This window comes from Ideonella sp. FW305-24, assembly GCF_058788035.1.
Window position 1 is genome coordinate 206286 of the sequence record NZ_JBYTAI010000010.1, and the last position, 17632, is coordinate 223917.

Annotated in this window: 18 protein-coding genes; 9 read left to right on the top strand and 9 right to left on the bottom strand. The window is 66.9% G+C overall.

What is annotated here, in order from left to right:
• The first annotated feature begins 11 nt into the window (after nt 1-11).
• Nucleotides 12-899, top strand: a complete 888-nt coding sequence (locus AC3WR5_RS24175; protein ID WP_492487761.1) for a dienelactone hydrolase family protein — start codon at nt 12-14, stop codon at nt 897-899.
• A gap of 79 nt (nt 900-978) precedes the next feature.
• On the top strand, nt 979-1755 hold the full coding sequence (locus tag AC3WR5_RS24180) for a ZIP family metal transporter (RefSeq protein WP_141285973.1): 777 nt from the start codon (nt 979-981) through the stop codon (nt 1753-1755).
• 146 nt (nt 1756-1901) lie between these two features.
• On the opposite strand, the gene AC3WR5_RS24185 is transcribed toward AC3WR5_RS24180, so the two are convergent.
• The 4 genes from AC3WR5_RS24185 to trpS all read right to left on the bottom strand — a co-directional run bounded on the left by AC3WR5_RS24185 (nt 1902) and on the right by trpS (nt 5273).
• Nucleotides 1902-2336 carry a universal stress protein gene (locus tag AC3WR5_RS24185; RefSeq protein WP_141285971.1) on the bottom strand — a complete coding sequence of 145 codons (435 nt, stop codon included), beginning with the start codon at nt 2334-2336 and terminating at the stop codon, nt 1902-1904.
• 120 nt (nt 2337-2456) lie between these two features.
• Nucleotides 2457-3326, bottom strand: coding sequence for a sulfurtransferase (locus AC3WR5_RS24190; RefSeq protein WP_492487738.1), 870 nt, complete (start codon nt 3324-3326; stop codon nt 2457-2459).
• Between the two features lie 17 nt (nt 3327-3343).
• Entirely contained in the window at nt 3344-4243 is a 900-nt protein-coding gene (locus AC3WR5_RS24195) for a DMT family transporter (RefSeq protein ID WP_231012777.1), read from the bottom strand.
• 13 nt (nt 4244-4256) lie between these two features.
• Nucleotides 4257-5273, bottom strand: a complete 1017-nt coding sequence (gene trpS / locus AC3WR5_RS24200) for a tryptophan--tRNA ligase (protein WP_492487740.1) — start codon at nt 5271-5273, stop codon at nt 4257-4259.
• Nucleotides 5274-5346: 73 nt separating this feature from the next.
• Here trpS and purN point away from each other — a divergent pair, with 73 nt between their 5' ends.
• Nucleotides 5347-5973 carry a phosphoribosylglycinamide formyltransferase gene (gene purN, locus AC3WR5_RS24205; RefSeq protein WP_492487741.1) on the top strand — a complete coding sequence of 209 codons (627 nt, stop codon included), beginning with the start codon at nt 5347-5349 and terminating at the stop codon, nt 5971-5973.
• Between the two features lie 13 nt (nt 5974-5986).
• Here the strand turns inward: purN and AC3WR5_RS24210 are convergent, their stop codons facing one another.
• Entirely contained in the window at nt 5987-6658 is a 672-nt protein-coding gene (locus AC3WR5_RS24210; protein ID WP_492487742.1) for a DUF1345 domain-containing protein, read from the bottom strand.
• 82 nt (nt 6659-6740) lie between these two features.
• Between AC3WR5_RS24210 and AC3WR5_RS24215 the strand changes: the two genes are divergently transcribed.
• Entirely contained in the window at nt 6741-8000 is a 1260-nt protein-coding gene (locus tag AC3WR5_RS24215) for an RsmB/NOP family class I SAM-dependent RNA methyltransferase (protein WP_492487744.1), read from the top strand.
• A gap of 226 nt (nt 8001-8226) precedes the next feature.
• On the top strand, nt 8227-9450 hold the full coding sequence (locus AC3WR5_RS24220) for a DesA family fatty acid desaturase (RefSeq protein WP_492487745.1): 1224 nt from the start codon (nt 8227-8229) through the stop codon (nt 9448-9450).
• Nucleotides 9451-9571: 121 nt separating this feature from the next.
• Here the strand turns inward: AC3WR5_RS24220 and rpmG are convergent, their stop codons facing one another.
• The 3 genes from rpmG to trxB all read right to left on the bottom strand — a co-directional run bounded on the left by rpmG (nt 9572) and on the right by trxB (nt 11185).
• A complete protein-coding gene (gene rpmG / locus AC3WR5_RS24225; protein WP_141286813.1) occupies nt 9572-9742 on the bottom strand; it encodes a 50S ribosomal protein L33 in 171 nt (56 codons plus the stop codon).
• 19 nt (nt 9743-9761) lie between these two features.
• On the bottom strand, nt 9762-9995 hold the full coding sequence (gene rpmB / locus AC3WR5_RS24230) for a 50S ribosomal protein L28 (protein WP_141286814.1): 234 nt from the start codon (nt 9993-9995) through the stop codon (nt 9762-9764).
• 230 nt (nt 9996-10225) lie between these two features.
• On the bottom strand, nt 10226-11185 hold the full coding sequence (gene trxB, locus AC3WR5_RS24235) for a thioredoxin-disulfide reductase (protein WP_492487746.1): 960 nt from the start codon (nt 11183-11185) through the stop codon (nt 10226-10228).
• Nucleotides 11186-11376: 191 nt separating this feature from the next.
• Here trxB and AC3WR5_RS24240 point away from each other — a divergent pair, with 191 nt between their 5' ends.
• The 3 genes from AC3WR5_RS24240 (at nt 11377) to lolA (ending at nt 15094) form a co-directional block, all read left to right on the top strand.
• Entirely contained in the window at nt 11377-12042 is a 666-nt protein-coding gene (locus AC3WR5_RS24240) for a Crp/Fnr family transcriptional regulator (RefSeq protein WP_141286816.1), read from the top strand.
• A gap of 89 nt (nt 12043-12131) precedes the next feature.
• Nucleotides 12132-14438: a DNA translocase FtsK gene (locus AC3WR5_RS24245; RefSeq protein WP_492487749.1), complete on the top strand. Its 2307-nt coding sequence runs from the start codon at nt 12132-12134 to the stop codon at nt 14436-14438.
• Complete coding sequence (gene lolA / locus AC3WR5_RS24250; protein ID WP_492487750.1) at nt 14435-15094, top strand: outer membrane lipoprotein periplasmic chaperone LolA; 660 nt, start codon at nt 14435-14437, stop codon at nt 15092-15094. The genes AC3WR5_RS24245 and lolA overlap by 4 nt, the downstream gene beginning before the upstream one ends.
• A gap of 165 nt (nt 15095-15259) precedes the next feature.
• Here the strand turns inward: lolA and AC3WR5_RS24255 are convergent, their stop codons facing one another.
• Nucleotides 15260-15748, bottom strand: coding sequence for a chemotaxis protein CheW (locus AC3WR5_RS24255; RefSeq protein WP_141286820.1), 489 nt, complete (start codon nt 15746-15748; stop codon nt 15260-15262).
• A gap of 239 nt (nt 15749-15987) precedes the next feature.
• Here AC3WR5_RS24255 and AC3WR5_RS24260 point away from each other — a divergent pair, with 239 nt between their 5' ends.
• Nucleotides 15988-17316: a replication-associated recombination protein A gene (locus tag AC3WR5_RS24260; RefSeq protein ID WP_492487752.1), complete on the top strand. Its 1329-nt coding sequence runs from the start codon at nt 15988-15990 to the stop codon at nt 17314-17316.
• The last annotated feature ends 316 nt before the right edge of the window (nt 17317-17632 follow it).

A 17632-nucleotide genomic window follows, 5' to 3' on the forward strand; every position in this document is an offset into this window, starting at 1 on the left:
CGCCGGATGCCATGGTGAATCAATTGGCGGACGATGCCCAGGCCTTGCTGCCGCCGGCCGCGCCGCCTTCGCGCCGCGAGTTCGTGCGCGCCGCGCTGGGAGCAGGCTTTGCCGCCGCAGCCATGCCCATCATGGCGCAGACGGTGATCAAGACCTCGAGCGACGGCCTGCTGGTCGGTGAGGTGACGATCCCGGTCGGCGACTTCAAGATGCCGGCCTACCGCGCGGTGCCGCAGGGCAAGACCAACGCCCCGGTGATCCTGGTGATCAGCGAGATCTTCGGCGTGCATGAGCACATTGCCGACATCGCGCGGCGCTTTGCGAAGCTGGGCTACTGCGCGATTGCGCCCGAGCTGTTCGTGCGCCAGGGTGACCCGGGCAGCTACGGCGAGATCGCCAAGCTGATCAGCGAGGTCGTCGCCAAGGTGCCGGATGCGCAGGTCATGGGCGATCTGGACGCCACCGTCGCCTGGGCCAGGACGCAGGGCATGGACACTGGCAAGCTGGGCATCACCGGCTTTTGCTGGGGCGGCCGCATCACCTGGCTGTACGCCGCGCACAACCCGGCGGTGAAGGCGGGCGTGGCCTGGTATGGCCGTCTGGTGGGTGAGCCGAACGCGCTCTCGCCCAAGAACCCGGTGGACCTGGTGGGCGAGCTGAAGGCGCCGGTGCTGGGCCTGTACGGCGGCAAGGACACCGGCATCACGCTTGACACGGTTGATACGATGAAAAAAGCGCTGGCCAGTGGCAGCCCTGCGGCGAAACAGTCCGAGTTCGTGGTCTACCCCGAAGCCGGCCATGCCTTCAATGCGGACTACCGGGCCAGCTACCTGAAGTCTGCCGCCGACGATGGCTGGCAGCGCTGCAGCGCCTGGTTCCGCAGCCACGGCGTGGCCTGAGTCCTTTCGCAGCAGTCTTCGCATCCTTGCCGGCTTCCAGCCGCGTCCCCCCGGGCGCGGCTTTGTTTTTGTCTGACCCATGACGCTGTTCTACATTGTGATGTCCACGCTGATCGGCGGCGTGCTGTCGGTGGTCGTGGCTGCTTCGCTGACCTTTGCCGTGCTGAGCAAGCTGGTCAAGCACCTGGTCAGCCTGTCGGCCGGTGTGCTGCTGGGCACCGCGCTGCTGCACGTCATGCCGGAGGCCTTCGAGGGCGGCAAGGCCGAGCCGCACACGCTGTTCGCGGTGCTGCTGGGCGGGCTGCTGTTCTTCTTCCTGCTGGAGAAGGCCGAGCTGTACCGGCACGACCATCACCACGAAGGTGACGGGCACCACCACCACCATCACTTCGATGCCGAACGGGCCGGCCGCGGTGGCTTCAGCGTGCTGCTGGGCGACAGCATCCACAACTTCTGCGATGGCGTGATCATTGCCGCCGCTTTCCTGGCCGACCCGCACCTGGGGCTGACCACCTCGATCGCCATCATCCTGCACGAGATCCCGCAGGAAGTCGGCGACACCATCGTGCTGATCAACGCCGGCCTGAGCCGCAAGCGCGCGCTGTTCTACAACGCGCTGTCCGGCCTCGCGGCCGTGGTGGGCGGCGTGCTGGGCTACTACGTGGTGGGGGCGTGGATCGGCGTGATGCCGTACCTGATGGTGGCAGCGTCCAGCAGCTTCATCTACGTGGCCGTGGCCGACCTGCTGCCGCAGATGCAAAAGCGCCTGCCCTGGCGCGACCTGGTGTCGCAGATCGTCTGGATCGGCGCCGGCCTGCTCTTGGTCTCATTCGCCATCAGCTTCATGCACGATTGAATGGGGCACCCGGTCTCGCGAGTACGCAAGACCACCCGCCGGGCGGGTTGGCGCAGCCGCTTGGGGCGGCCCGGCGCCGCTGCGCTGTTGGCGCAACGAGCCACGTGGCTGACGCTGCTACCCGCGAACGGCGGCCTTGGTGCAATTCATTTGACGACGAGCACCGGGATCTTGCAGTGCGTCAAGACCTTCTGCGTCTCGCTGCCCAGCAGCAGCGCGCTGACGCCGCGGCGGCCGTGGGAGGCCATCACGATCAGGTCGCAGCCCTTGTCCTTGGCCAGGTCGACGATGGCTTCCCAGGCGTGCACGGCTTCGACGGTGAAGGCGGTGCAGGGCACGCCAGCGGCGGCTGCGGCGTCGGTCACGACCTTGACGCGGGCGGCAGCAATGCGCTCCTGCGCGTCATAGAACTCCTGCGGCGGCACCGGCTGCATTTCGCTGATGGCGCTGTAGGGGAAGGGCTCCTTGACGCTGATGGTGGTCAGCTTGGCGCCCAGCGTGCGGGCCAGCGTGGTGGCGGCCAGGACGGCCTGGGCGGTGATGTCGGAACCGTCTGTGGGGACCAGGATATGTTGGTACATGCTGCACTCCTTCTGGCGAGCTGGCGACCCGTGGGTCGGGTGCCGACAGTGTGGCCCTGCCTCGCGGCAAGGGCTTGATCTGCCTCAAGCCCAACAGGGGCAAACGGAGTGCCGCCTGTTTCAACTCCTGGCGACAGGCCGCGCCGGGTCGGCCGACCACTCGCTCCACGAGCCAGGGTAGAGGGCCGAGCCGTTCAGGCCGGCATGTTCCAGCGCCAGCAGGTTGTGGCAGGCGGTGACGCCGGAGCCGCACTGGTTCACCACCTGCCCGGGTTTCAGGCCCATGGCTTCGAAGGTGGCGCGCAGCGCCGCCGCCGGCAGGAAGCGGCCATCCGGGCCCAGGTTGTCCTTGAAGAAGCGGTTCAGTGCACCAGGGATGTGGCCCGCCACGGCGTCCAGCGGTTCGGTCTCGCCGCGGAAGCGTTCGCCGGCCCGCGCGTCCAGCACCGTGACTTGGCCGAGCTGGCGCAGCAGCGTGTCGGCCTGCACGGTCGGCATCGTCGTGTCGCCCAGCGGGTAGCTTGACGCGGGTGGGGCTGGCGCTGCTTCGCCACTTTCGACACGGCCGCCTGCGGCCTGCCACGCGGCCAGGCCACCGTCCAGCACGGCCACCGCGCCTTGGCCCAGCCAGCGCAGCATCCACCAGGCGCGCGCGGCATACGGGCCGCCTTGCTGGTCGTAGCAGACGACGCCGCGCTCGGGCGTCAGGCCCCAGCTTGCGACAGTTTCGGCGAAGGCCTCGCGCGTGGGCAGCGGGTGGCGGCCGCCGCGGATCGAGCCTTCCGGGCTCTTGGGTGCGCTGAGTTCGCGTTCCAGGTGCGCGTAGCGCGCGCCGGCGATGTGCCGGTCCAGGAAGGCGCGCTCGCCAGCACCGCTGTCCGCCAGGTCGAAGCTGCAGTCCAGCAGCAGCGGTGGCGGCGTTTGCTGCAGCAGCGCTTGCAACTGCTCGGCGGTGATCAGCGGGGCCCAGGCTTTGGCGGCGGTGCTCATGGTGCGGTGCTCCTTGGTCAGGTGTCGGTTGGCTCGGGTGCGTCCGGTGCGGCCTTGTGGCGCAGCAGCGTGGCGGCCAGGCCGGCGGCAATGATCAGGCCCATGCCCATCAGGGCCGAGCCGGTGATGGGGTCATGGAACACCAGCACGCCAAACAGGAAGGACCAGGCGATGCCCAGGTACTGCAGGCTGGCATTGGTCAGCACCCGGCCGATGGCATAGGCGCGTGTCATCAGGATCTGCGCGCTGGTGGCCAGCAGCCCGGTGGCGACCAGCAGCAGCGCGCCAGTCAGCGTGTGGCCATGAAAGCCGCTGTCGCTCAAGGCGAGCAAGCCGCCGGCCAGCAGGCCGCCGAGCGAGAAATAGAACACCACCCGGTATTCCGGCTCGCCGACGCGGCCGAGCGCGGTGACCTGCAGGTAGGCGAGGGCAGACAGCATGCCGGAGACCAGCCCGCAGAGTGCGCCGATCAACTGGTCGCTGCCCACCGAAGGCTTGAGCACCAGCGCCACGCCGGCGAAGCCGACCAGCACCGTGGCGATCAGCCGGCCGTCGACCCTGGACGCACCCAGCAGCACTGCGCCGCCGATCAGGAACAGCGCCATCCAGACCGAGGACATGTAGTTCAGCGTGATGGCGGTGGCCAGCGGCAGCTTGCCGATGGCGTAGAACCACAGCACCAGCGCCGAGACGCCGACCAGGCTGCGCCAGGTGTGCATCATCGGCACGCTGGTGCGCAGCGTGCCGCCGCGCCAGCGGGCGATGCCGGCGATGAACAGCGCACCAATGCAGCCGCGGTAGAAGACGATTTCGCCTGCGCTGTACTGCTGCGAAGCCAGCTTCACGCAGACGCCCATGGTGGCAAACAGGAAGGACGACAGCACCATCAGCCATGGTGCGGAGAGGCGGAAGTTCATCAGAAGGATGGGTTCACCGGTAGGCCAAGCCCATGGCTTCGCGCACGTCTTTCAAGGTCTGGCGGGCAACGGTGCGGGCGCGCTCGGTGCCCAGCTCCACCACCCATTGCAGCTGCTTGGGCTGCGACAACCAGGCCTCGGCGCGTTCGTGCCAGGGCTGCTGCTCGCGGATGATGGCGTCGATCAGTGGCTGCTTGCAGTCCAGGCAGCCAATGCCGGCGCTGCGGCAGCCCTGGGCCAGCGCCTGGCGCGTGCTGTCGTCGCTGTAGACCTGGTGCAGCGGCCAGACGGGGCAGCGCGCCGGCTCGCCCGGGTCATCGCGGCGCACGCGCTGAGGGTCGGTCGGCATGCGGCGCAGCTTGTCGGTGACCTGGGCTGGGGCGTCGCGCATCGCGATCGCGTTGTGGCCGCCGTGGTTCGAGCTTTTGCTCATCTTGTCGCCGTCCAGCCCGGGCAGGCGTGGCGTGTCGGTCAGCAGCGTGGCTGGCTCGGGCAGCACTTCGCGGCCGTGGCGGTGGTTGAAGCGGCGCGCTACTTCGCGGGTGATCTCGACGTGAGGCGCCTGGTCCTCGCCCACCGGCACCAGCGTGCCGCGGTAGAGCAGGATGTCGGCCGCCTGCAGCAGCGGGTAGCCGAGGAAGCCGTAGCTGGCCGGTTCGCGCTGGCTGCCGGGCTCGGCGCAGCGGGCCTGCCAGTCCTTGTAGGCAGGCGTGCGTTCCAGCCAGGACATGGGCGTGTGCATCGCCAGCAGCGTGAACAGCTCGGCATGCTCGGGCAGCCGGCTCTGAATGAACAGCGTGGCGCGGTCCGGGTCGATGCCGGCGGCCAGCCAGTCGATCACCATGTCGTAGACCCGGCGCTCCAGCGCATCTTCATGCTGGCTGGAGGTGGTCAAGGCATGCCAGTCGGCGACCAGGAAAAAGCAGTCGTGCGCGTCCTGCAACTGCACCCAGTTCTTCAGTGCGCCATGGTAGTGGCCGAGGTGCAGTGCGCCGGTGGGGCGCATGCCGGAAACAACGCGGGCTCGCATGGGGGGCTTTCAGGCGCGACGGGAAGCCTTCGATTCTGGCAGAGCGGGGCGGGCGCTTACACTCCGGCGCCTCATGAAGCGAATCGTCATCCTGCTGTCCGGGCGAGGCAGCAATATGCAGGCTGTTGTCGAGTGCTGCGCTGCTGAAGGTTGGCCGGCCCAGGTGGCAGCCGTTGTCAGCAACCGGCCCGATGCCGGTGGCATCGCCTGGGCCGCCGAGCGCGGCATTGCCACCGCGGTGGTCGACCACCGCGGCTTCGACGGTCGCGAAGCCTTCGACGCCGAGCTGGCGCGCGTCATCGACGGTTTCCAGCCGGACCTCTTGCTGCTGGCCGGCTTCATGCGCATCCTCAGCAGCGGCTTTGTCGGCCACTATGCCGGCCGCATGCTGAACGTGCATCCATCGCTGCTGCCGGCGTTTGCCGGCCTGCACACGCACCGCAGGGCGATTGCCCAGGGCTGCAAGCTGGCGGGGGCCACGGTGCATTTCGTGACGCCCGAGCTGGACCACGGCCCCATCGTGGCGCAGGCCGTGGTGCCGGTGCTGCCGGGTGACGACGAGCAGACGCTGTCCGAACGTGTGCTGCAGCAGGAGCACCGGCTCTACCCGCTGGCGGCGCGCTGGTTCGTCGAAGGCAAGCTGCAGGTGCAGGATGGCGTGGTGCGGCAGCTCGACGGCGCGTCGCAGTTGCTGAGCTGAACCTCTGCCGGCCTCAGAGCAGGCTGGCGGCGATGTTGACGGTGAGCGCCAGCACGGCGGTATTGAACGCAAACGACAGCACAGACTGCAGCAGCACCAGCCGGCGCATCGCCCGGGTGGTGATGGTCACGTCGGCCGTCTGCGCGGCCACTGCGATGGTGAAGGCGAAGTACAGCAGGTCGCTGTAGTTGGGGCTGAAGCTGGCGTCGGTTTCCGGGAACCGCAGCCCGGCGGGCGGCTTCTCGGCGTGGTAGCAGGCGGCGTAGCTCAGCGTGAACTCCATGGGCACCAGCAGCCAGGCGCCCAGCACCGTGCCCGCCGCCAGCAGCACATGTGGCGCGGCCAACTCCATGCCGTTCTGCTTAATCCAGCTCAGCTCCATCCCAATGGCCACCAGGCTGGCCAAGGTCGCGGCAATCACCACGCTGAGCACCACCAGCGCGCTGTCGGCTTGGGCGCGTGCGAAACGCAGCAGGTGGCCATGGTCGGCTCTGGCCATCAGCCATGTCATGGCGCTCAGGTAGAACCAGACACTGGTGTTCCAGCCGGTCAGTGCGCGCGTCACCACGTGCCAGTCGCCGGGCGTCAGCAGCGCCACGGCCAGCCCGAGCATGGCCGCCATCGCCAACCGCGGCCGGTACTGCAGGTGGTGCTTCAGGTGCTTCAGGTGCCTCAGGGTCTGCATCAGGCAAGGGCAAAGCAGCAGCAATTGGCAGCGAACAAGGCTGTATTGCGGTGGCGGGTGTGCCTGCTGGGATAATCCATGGATGCATCCTAATGCCCTGCTGGATCTGGCCACCGAATTGCTGCGCCAGGCACTGAAACTCGACCAGCCGGCCGACATGGTCGTTTCCAACTTCTTCAAGCACCACCGTGAGCTGGGTCAGCGCGAGCGCCATGCGTTGGCCGAGACCGCCTACGCGGTGCTGCGTCAGCGCCTGTTGTGGGCCCATCTGGCGCAGAGTGGCAGCGGCGCGCTGGAGCGCCGCCTGGCCATCCTCGCGTGGCAAGGCACCGACGGCCAACTGCGCGGTGGCATGGGCCCGCACGAGCAGAAATGGCTGGCCGAGGTGCGCGAGATCGACCAGGCGACATTGCCCGAGAAGCTGCGCCACAACCTGCCGGACTGGCTGGCCAACCCGCTGAAGGCAGAACTCGGCGAAGACTTCTGGCCCCTGGTGGCCGCCATCAGCGGACAGGCGCCGCTGGACCTGCGCGTGAACACGCAAAAGGCCAAGCGCGAGGACGTGATCGCCGAGTTGAAGGAAGCCGGCATCGAGGCCGTGGCCACGCCGTATTCACCTTGGGGCCTGCGCATCCAGGGCAAGCCGGCGTTGCAGAAGCTGCCGCTGTTCATCCGCGGCGACGTGGAGGTGCAGGACGAGGGCAGCCAGCTGCTGGCCGCCCTGGTGGCGCCCAAGCGCGGCGAGATGGTGGTGGACTTCTGTGCGGGTGCTGGCGGCAAGACGCTGGCGCTGGGCGCGCTGATGCGCAACACCGGCCGGCTGTATGCGTTCGATGTGTCCGGCTACCGGCTGGAAGGCCTGAAGCCGCGGCTGGCGCGCAGCGGCCTGTCCAACGTCTATCCGGCGCAGATCGCCCATGAACGCGACGACCGCATCAAGCGCCTGACCGGCAAGATCGACCGCGTGCTGGTCGATGCTCCTTGCTCGGGCCTGGGCACCTTGCGGCGCAACCCGGACCTGAAGTGGCGCCAGTCGCCCAAGGCGATCGAGGAACTCACGGTCAAGCAGACGGCCATCTTGGACAGCGCTGCGCGCCTGGTCAAGCCGGGTGGCCGGCTGGTGTATGCGACCTGCAGCCTGCTCAAGCGCGAGAACGAGGACATTGCGCTGGCCTTTGCGGCCGCGCACCCGGACTTCGAGCCCCTGCCAGCCGCTGCCGCTCTGGCCTCTGCGCAGGTCGAACGCAGCGAGGAACTGGATCGCGACGGCATGCTGCGCCTCTGGCCGCAACGCCACGCCACCGATGGCTTCTTTGCCGCCGCCTGGCAGCGCAAGAGCTGAATCGACCGCGGGAACCTGGGCGCCTGCCCGGGCTCTGCACAGCGCGCTTGATCCCGGACAACAGGCCTCCATCTTGGGGTAAGCGACTGTTTACCGGCCCAGTTTTTGCCTTCATCGGCAGGGGGGCGACCCCTACAATTCACAACCCTCGCCGGGCAGCATCCTCTGGATGCGGTCTGGCGTCCACGCGACTCTTCGCGATTCTTCGTTGGGCGACAAGACTTCGATGGCTGACTTCCAAACCGTGTTTTCCGCGCTGATCGACTGGGCTGCCAACGGCTTGCTGGACCTCAGCGCCTGGCAGGTGGTGCTGGTCACGCTGGTGCTCACGCACATCACCATCGCCTCGGTCACGATCTTCCTGCACCGGGCGCAGGCGCACCGCGCACTGGAACTGCATGCCATCCCGTCGCATTTCTTCCGCTTCTGGCTGTGGATGACGACCGGCATGGTCACCAAGCAATGGGTGGCCATCCACCGCAAGCACCACGCCAAGTGCGAGACCGAGGAAGACCCGCACAGCCCGCAGGTCAAAGGCATCGAGACGGTGATGAAGCGCGGTGCCGAGCTCTACCGCGCCGAATCCAAGGTCAAGGAAACCATGGACAAGTTCGGCCACAACACGCCGAACGACTGGATCGAGCGCAACCTTTACACCCGCTACAGCGCCTTGGGCGTGTCGTTGATGCTGGTCATCGACGTGCTGCTGTTCGGCGCGCTGGGCGCCACTGTCTGGGCGGTGCAGATGGCCTGGATCCCGATCTGGGCCGCGGGCGTGGTCAATGGCGTGGGCCACTACTGGGGCTACCGCAACTTCGAGGCGGTCGATGCGTCGACCAACATCTCGCCCTGGGGCATCGTGATTGGCGGCGAAGAGCTGCACAACAACCACCACACCTACCCGACCTCGGCCAAGTTCTCGGTCAAGCCTTTCGAGTTCGACATTGGCTGGGGCTACATCCGGGCGATGGAAATGCTGGGCCTGGCCAAGGTCCGCAAGACTGCGCCGCAGCTGCAGCTGGGCGAGATCAAGCCGGCGGCCGACGCCCACACGCTGGAAGCCATCATTGCCAACCGTTACGAGGTCATGGCCAACTATGCCAAGCAACTGCGTCGCGCCTGCTCGACCGAAGTCGCCCGCCTGAAGGCCGAAGGCAGCGCCAGCGGCTCCGCCTGGACCAACCTGCGCATCGCGGAGCGCTGGCTGCACCGCGACGCCGAGAAGATCCCGACCGACCTGCGTGTGCACGTCGACAGCGCGCTGCACAGCGCCCCGGTGCTGCAGCAGCTGGTGGCGATGCGCGAAGAACTGCGCCAGCTCTGGACCCGCACCAATGTCTCGGCCGAGCAACTGGTGGCGGACCTGCAGGACTGGTGTCGCCGCGCCGAGAGCAGCGGCATTGCCGCGCTGCGCGACTTCTCGATGCAACTGCGCGCCGCCCGCGCCTGATGCCCATCTGCTGAGCGCCTTCGGGCGCTGCGCGACCACGAGGCCCGCCATGTGCGGGCTTTTTCACGGGCAACAAAAAACCCGCCAGTGGCGGGTTTTTCGAGCAAGGTGCCAGGCTGAATTACTTCAGCTTGATTTCCTTGTACAGCACGTGCTTGCGTGCCTTGGGGTCGAACTTCATGAATTCCAGCTTTTGGGGCGTGGTCTTCTTGTTCTTGTTCGTGGTGTAGAAGTGACCAGTGCCGGCAGTGGATTCCAGCTTGATCTTCTCGCGTCCGCCTTTGGATGCCATGGTGTCGCTCCTTCAGTGTTTAGGCTTGACCGCGGGCACGCAGATCGGCCAGCACGGTGTCGATGCCCTTCTTGTCGATGAGGCGCAGACCAGCATTGCTGATGCGCAGGCGAACCCAGCGGTTCTCGCTCTCGACCCAGAAACGACGGTATTGCAGGTTCGGCAGGAACCGGCGCTTGGTTTTGTTGTTGGCGTGGGAAACATTGTTCCCGACCATGGGCTTCTTGCCCGTGACTTCGCAGACGCGTGCCATGAGGACACTCCGATACTTGTCATACAGCGACCGCCTCTGGCCCGCAGCAGTCTGAACTGCAGGCTGGAGGCAGTGGCCTCACCTCGCCAAAAGGGTGGCGGTAACCCGTGCATGCCCGTCGCCCAGCCATCAGCTGAAGCACGCTCATGCAGCGCCTCACGGCGCAGGAAAGCCCTCGAGTATAGCCTGTTTTCGAGTGCGTGCACAGGCTTGCCTGCGCACTGTGCACATCAGAGGTCGTGCTGCTCCAGGAAACGCTGCGCATCCAGCGCAGCCATGCAGCCGGTGCCCGCCGAGGTGATGGCCTGGCGGTAGACGTGGTCCTGCACGTCGCCGGCGGCGAACACGCCCGGCACGCTGGTCATGGTCGCAAAGCCGTTCTGGCCGCTCTTGGTGACGATGTAGCCGTCCTTCATCTCCAGCTGGCCCTGGAAGATGTCGGTGTTCGGGTGGTGGCCGATGGCGATGAAGCAGCCCTTGAGCGCGATGTCCTGCGTCGCGCTGCCGTCCACCTTCTTCAGCCGCACGCCGGTCACGCCGCTCTGGTCGCCCAGCACTTCGTCCAGCGTCTGGTGCAGGTGCAGCTTGATCTTGCCCTGCGCGACCTTCTCGTGCAGCTTGTCGATCATGATGGCCTCGGCGCGGAACTTGTCGCGCCGGTGCACCAGGTGCACCGTGCTGGCGATGTTGCTCAGGTACAGCGCCTCCTCGACCGCGGTGTTGCCGCCGCCGACCACGGCCACTTCGTCATTGCGGTAGAAGAAGCCGTCGCAAGTGGCGCAGCCGCTCACGCCGCGGCCCATGAAGGCCTTCTCCGAATCCAGGCCCAGGTACTTGGCCGAGGCGCCGGTGGCGATCACCAGCGCGTCGCAGGTGTAGTTGCCGGAGTCGCCCTTGAGCTTGAAAGGCCGTTCGCTGAAGTCGACGGTGTGGATGTGGTCGAACACGATCTGCGTCTGGAAGCGCTCGGCGTGTTCGAGGAAGCGCTGCATCAGCTCGGGGCCTTGCACGCCCATCACGTCGGCCGGCCAGTTGTCGACCTCGGTGGTGGTCATCAGCTGACCGCCCTGGGCCATGCCGGTGACCAGCAGCGGCTTGAGGTTGGCGCGCGCAGCGTAGATCGCAGCCGAGTAGCCGGCTGGGCCGGAGCCAAGAATCAGGACCTGGGCGTGGGTGGTGATGGTGCTCATGAGTGATCTTCTGAAGCGCTGCGCAAGCGGGTGTTTGCCCTGGCGGCATGCGCCGCCGTGCAACACTGGGGTGCGTCACGGGTTCGCAACGCGCCATATTGCGCAAGAATGGTAAGGACGTATTTTAGAGAACCCCCTGCCGGTGCGCCGGCGGCGGGCTGCCAAACGCGTTCATTCGAGGGGGTCATTGAATGTCGATGTTGTCCAACCTGGACCTGATTCGCCGGGTGCCGCTGTTTTCGTTGCTGACCAACGATCAGGCCCGTGCGGTCGCAGACGGGGTGGTCAAGCGGCGCTATCGCCGCGGCGAACTGGTGGTCGAGCAAGGCAAGAAGAGCAATGCCTTGTTCATCCTGCTCAATGGCCGGGCCCGCGTGCTGACGGCCGATACACGAGGCCGCGAAGTCATTCTTGCGGTGCTTGAGGCCGGCGACTATGTCGGCGAGATGAGCCTGATCGACAACCAGCCGCATTCGGCCACCGTGCGCTGCGAGATCCAGTGCGACATGCTGATCCTCGGCCGGCCCGAGTTCGCCCGCTGCCTGCCGGAAAACTCCAGCCTCTCCTACGCCATCATGCGCGGCCTGGTCACCCGGCTGCGCAGCGCGGACCGGCAGATCGAGTCGCTGGCGCTGCTGGACGTGTATGGCCGCGTCGCGCGCACGCTGCTGGACATGGCCGAAGACGTGGACGGCGAGAAGATCGTGCGCAGCAAGGTCTCGCGCCAGGACATGGCCAAGATCGTCGGCGCGTCGCGCGAGATGGTCAGCCGGGTCATGAAGGACCTGGAAGAGCGCGGCGTGATCGAGACGCTGGAGTCCGGCTCGGTGGTGCTGAAGAACCGCGTACCCGAATGAAACGGCGGGCGGCCTGACGGGCTGCCCGGCCGTGGCTTGGTGTACCGTAGCCGGATGATCCGCTCGTCGATTTGCTGGGGGGAGGCCTGATGCGCCGCGCCACCGCCCTGGGCAACGTGCCCGCGTCCGAACCGGCCGGCGTCGCGCCGGCTTCGCCATTGAATCGCTTGCGCCTGGGCCTGTGGGGCCTGGGCTGGCTGGCCTTCACGCTGGCGCTGTCCAGCCGCAACCCGCGGGATGCCGGGTTCTCTACCTCCGGCGAAGGCCTGCCGCCGCTGAACTGGCTGGGCGCGCCCGGCGCCTGGCTGGCCGACGTGCTGCTGCTGCTGTTCGGCTTCTCGGCCTGGTGGCTGGTGGTGGCCGGTGCGCGGGCCTGGCTGGCGGCGCTGGCCGACTCGCTGCGCAGCGACCCAAGCGAATGGCCGCCGCGTCGCCATCCCGGCGTGCGCTGGCTGGGCCTGTTGCTGTTGCTGCTTGCCAGCACCGCGCTCGAATGGACACGCGTCTACGGGTGGGAGTTGCGGCTGCCCGGCCATGCTGGCGGCATCCTCGGTTTCACGCTGGGCCCCTTGTCCATGCACCTGCTGGGCTTTGTCGGTTCGGGCGTGTTGTGGATCGCCTTGCTGGTCATTGCGCTGCCTTTGGCGCTGGAGTTTTCCTGGGTGCGCGTGGCCGATGGCCTGGGCGGTTGGGTGGACGGCCTGCGTGAGCGCCGCACCCAGCAGCGCGAGGTGGCCGAAGACATCCGCCTGGGCGAGCAGGCCCAGCGCGCGCGCGAGATCGAGCTGGAGGAAGACCGCGAGGAGCAGCAGGTGCACATGCCCATCGTGATCGAACCGGCGGTGCTGGAAGTGCCCAAGTCCGAGCGTGTGCAGCGCGAGCGCCAGAAGCCGCTGTTCAAGGAGCTGGCCAACAACAAGCTGCCGCAGGTCGACCTGCTGGACAAGCCGCCGGCGCGCGTCGAGTCGGTCACGCCCGAGTCGCTGGAAATGACCAGCCGGATGATCGAGAAGAAGCTGGCTGACTTCGGCGTCGAGGTTCGCGTGGTCGCGGCCCAGCCTGGCCCTGTCATCACCCGCTACGAGATCGAGCCGGCCACTGGCGTGAAGGGCTCGCAGATCCTCGGCTTGGCCAAGGACCTGGCGCGCTCGCTGTCGCTGGTGTCCATCCGCGTGGTCGAGACGATTCCCGGCAAGAACCTGATGGCGCTGGAGCTGCCCAACGCCAAGCGCCAGACCATTCGCCTGGCCGAGATCCTCGGCTCGCAGGTCTACAACGACGCACCTTCGCTGCTCACGATGGCGCTGGGCAAGGACATCATCGGCCTGCCCGTGGTGGCAGACCTGGCGAAGATGCCCCACTGCCTGGTCGCCGGCACCACGGGCTCGGGCAAGTCGGTCGGCATCAACGGCATGATCCTCAGCCTGCTCTACAAGGCCGAAGCGCGCGACGTGCGCCTGATCATGATCGACCCGAAGATGCTCGAAATGAGCATCTACGAAGGCATTCCGCACCTGCTGTGCCCGGTCGTCACCGACATGAAGCAGGCTGGCAATGCGCTGAACTGGTGTGTGGGCGAGATGGAGCGCCGCTACAAGCTGCTCAGCAAGATGGGCGTGCGCAACCTGGCCGGCTACAACAAGAAGATCGACGATGCGAGCGCGCGCGGCGAACTGGTGCCCAACCCGTTCAGCCTCACGCCCGAACAGCCCGAGCCGCTGGAGCGCCTGCCGCACATCGTCATCGTGATCGACGAACTCGCCGACCTGATGATGGTCGTCGGCAAGAAAATCGAAGAGCTGATCGCCCGCCTGGCGCAGAAGGCGCGCGCGGCCGGCATCCACCTGATCCTGGCGACGCAGCGGCCGTCGGTGGACGTCATCACCGGCCTGATCAAGGCCAACATCCCCACGCGCATCAGCTTCCAGGTCTCCAGCAAGATCGACAGCCGCACCATCCTCGACCAGCAGGGCGCTGAAGCCCTGCTGGGCATGGGCGACATGCTGTACATGGCCTCAGGCACGGGACTGCCGGTGCGGGTGCACGGCGCGTTCGTGTCCGACGAGGAAGTGCACCGTGTGGTGGACGCGCTGAAGGCCCAGGGCGAGCCGAACTACATCGAGGGCATCCTCGAAGGCGGCGTGCTGGAAGGCGAGGGCGGTGAAGGCGGCGCGGGCGGCAGCGGGGGAGACGCCGAGTCCGACCCGATGTACGACCAGGCCGTGGCCATCGTGCTGCAGCACCGCAAAGCCTCGATCTCGCTGGTGCAGCGCCATTTGCGCATCGGCTACAACCGGGCAGCCCGATTGCTGGAACAAATGGAGCAATCCGGGCTCGTATCGTCCATGTCCACCAATGGCAACCGCGAACTGCTGTTGCCCAAGCGGGAAGAATGAAGCTCCACCCACCGTCTCTCGCCTGGCCTCGTCGCCAGTTCCTCTCCAGCCTGCTGGCCGCCGCGGCTGCCGGCGTGGCCGGCGCTGCCCACGCGCAGGCGACCGACGCCACCGAGGCCCTGCGCGCCTTCGTGCGCGATGCCAAGGCCGGCCGCGCCAGCTTCACGCAAACCGTCAAGTCGCCCGACGGCAAGAAGACCAAGAACTCCAGCGGCAAGTTCGAGTTCTCGCGGCCGAACCGCTTCCGCTTCGTTTACGAAAAGCCGTATGCGCAGACCATCGTCAGCGACGGCCAGAAGGTCTGGTTCCATGACCCGGACCTGAACCAGGTGACGGTGCGCAAGCTGGGCGACGCACTGGGCAGCACGCCGGCCGCACTGCTGGCCGGCCAGACCATGGACAAGGACTTCGAGCTGAAGAACCAGCCCGATGCCGACGGCCTGGCCTGGGTGCTGGCCACGCCGCGCCAGAAGGACGGTGCGATCCAGTCGCTGCGCATCGGCTTCAAGGGCAAGCAACTGGCCGCGCTGGAGATTGCCGACAGCTTCGGCCAACGCTCGATGCTGCAGTTCAGCGACCTGCAGATCGAGCCCTCGCTGCCGCCCGAGACCTTCCGCTTCACTGTGCCGGCTGGCGCCGACGTCGCGGAGCAGTGAGGCATCGCGCGCGGTTTTGAAAGACAAAAAGGCCACGGCATGACACCGTGGCCTTTTTGTTCTTCTTGTCTTTTGTACGCCCCAAGGGCTGGGCTGAGCCCAGCCCGCCCCCCGAGGGGAACAAGGCAACTTGGGGCGGCCCGGCGTTGCCTTGGGCCCGTGGCGTCAATGCATGACGCTGTCCATCAGGCCCATGTCGGGCGCGGTCATCATCTGTTCGATGTCCATCAGGATCAGCATGCGCTCGACATCGCCGTTCCTCAGCGTGCCCAGGCCGGTGATGTAGGTCGCGTCGATCGCGCCATTGAAGTCGGGTGCCGGCTTGATCTGGCCCGCAGGCAGTTCCAGCACGTCGCTCACCGAATCCACCACCATGCCCACGGTGCGGTTGCCGATGTTCAGGATGATCACCACGGTGAAGCTGTTGTACTGCACGTCCGGCAGCTCGAAGCGCAGCCGCATGTCGACGATGGGCACGATCACGCCACGCAGGTTCACGACACCCTTGATGAAGTGCGGCACGTTGGCAATGCGGGTCGGCGGCTCGTAGCCACGGATTTCCTGCACCTTCAGGATGTCGATGCCGTATTCCTCGTCACCCAGCTTGAACGACAGGTATTCACGTGTCACGCCGCTCGGCGTGTTGCTGCCCATCGCGTTCTGGACGCGGTTTTCAGTGGAAGTGTTGGCGCTGCTCATGCGGACGTGGCTCCTGCGGATGGACGGGATGGGGCGAATCAGTGCTTCGTAATGGGCATCAGTATTGGCGCCCATGCGTCCCGGCCAAAGCTTGAAAAATGCCCCGTCAAGGCCTTAATTCCAGGCCATCGGTCGACAATGCCTTCATGAGCCGGCAAGACTTGTTTGATTCCGATCCCGCTGAACCCGCAGGGATGGATGGCGCCCCGACGGTTGCCAGCGACGCCCCGCTGGCCGAGCGCCTGCGCCCGCGCCACCTGGATGAAGTCATTGGCCAGCGCCACCTGCTGGGTCCGGGCAAGCCGCTGCGCGTGGCCTTCGAGCAGGGCCGCCTGCATTCGATGATCCTGTGGGGCCCGCCAGGCGTTGGCAAGACCACGCTGGCGCGGCTGGTGGCTGGTGCGGTGCGGGCGCGCTTCATCGTGCTGTCGGCCGTGCTGGCGGGCGTGAAGGACATCCGCGAAGCCGTGGTCCAGGCCGAGGCCGCACGCGGCGCCGGTCAGCGCACCATCGTCTTCGTGGACGAAGTGCACCGCTTCAACAAGGGCCAGCAGGACGCCTTCCTGCCGCACGTCGAATCGGGGCTGTTCACCTTCATAGGCGCGACCACCGAGAACCCGTCCTTCGAGGTCAACTCGGCCCTGCTGTCGCGCGCCACGGTGCATGTGCTGAAGGCGCTGGATGGCGAGGACATGCAGGCGCTGATCGCACGCGCCCAGGCCGAGTTGCAGGCGCCGCCGCTCAGCGCGGCCGCTGCCCAGCGCCTGATCGGTTATGCGGATGGCGATGCGCGCCGCCTGCTGAACGCCTACGAAAACCTTGTCCAGCAAGCGGGGCCCGTGTCCGAGTTGGACGAGTCAATCCTGGAGCGCTCGCTGGGCGAGCAACTGCGCCGCTACGACAAGAGCGGCGACCAGTTTTTTGACACGATTTCCGCGCTGCACAAGTCCGTGCGCGGCTCCGACCCGGATGCCGCGATGTACTGGCTGGCCCGCATGCTGGACGGCGGCGTGGACCCGAAATACGCCATCCGCCGCATGGTGCGCATGGCCAGCGAAGACATTGGCAATGCCGACCCGCGGGCCTTGCGCATCACGCTGGACGCCGCCGAAACCTACGAGCGCCTGGGCACCCCCGAAGGCGAGCTGGCGCTGGCGCAGGCAGTCGTCTACCTGGCAGTGGCGCCCAAGTCCAACGCGGTCTACACCGCCTGGAAGGCCGTGCAGGCCTTCGTCAAGCAGGACGGCACGCGACCGGTGCCGCCTCACCTGCGCAACGCGCCCACCCAGCTGATGAAAAGCCTGGGCCATGGCCGCGACTACCGCTATGCGCACGACGAGCCGGGTGCGTTTGCCGCCGGCGTCTCATACTGGCCCGACGGGCTGGACGCGCCGGTCTTCTACCAGCCGGTGCCGCGTGGGCTGGAACTGCGCATTGGCGACAAGCTGGCCGAGCTGCGCCAGCTCAATGAAGAAGCGCGCCGGGCCGAAGGCGGCCAGCCGCCCGCAGAAAACGAAGACTGAACCCGGCCCGAACCGCGGCCGGCTGCGGTTTCCAGCGCGCTTTTCAGCGAGTTGGCGAGGGGGAAGTCCCCGCTCGTCGGCCGGATGCCGCTCCCTACAATTGCGCGCCAAACCGGTGCATCTGCCTGCATTTCAGGCCCGAGCGCCGGTTCGCTGTTGCACGCTGGATGGCGGGATTCTTGCAACTTGTTGTCCGCCCGGCCGGCTGTTCGGCAGCACACAGAGAAAAACTGGAGCCCTCGATGGACATATTCGTACAACAGCTCATCAACGGCCTGGTGTTGGGGAGCATGTATGCGCTGGTGGCGCTGGGGTA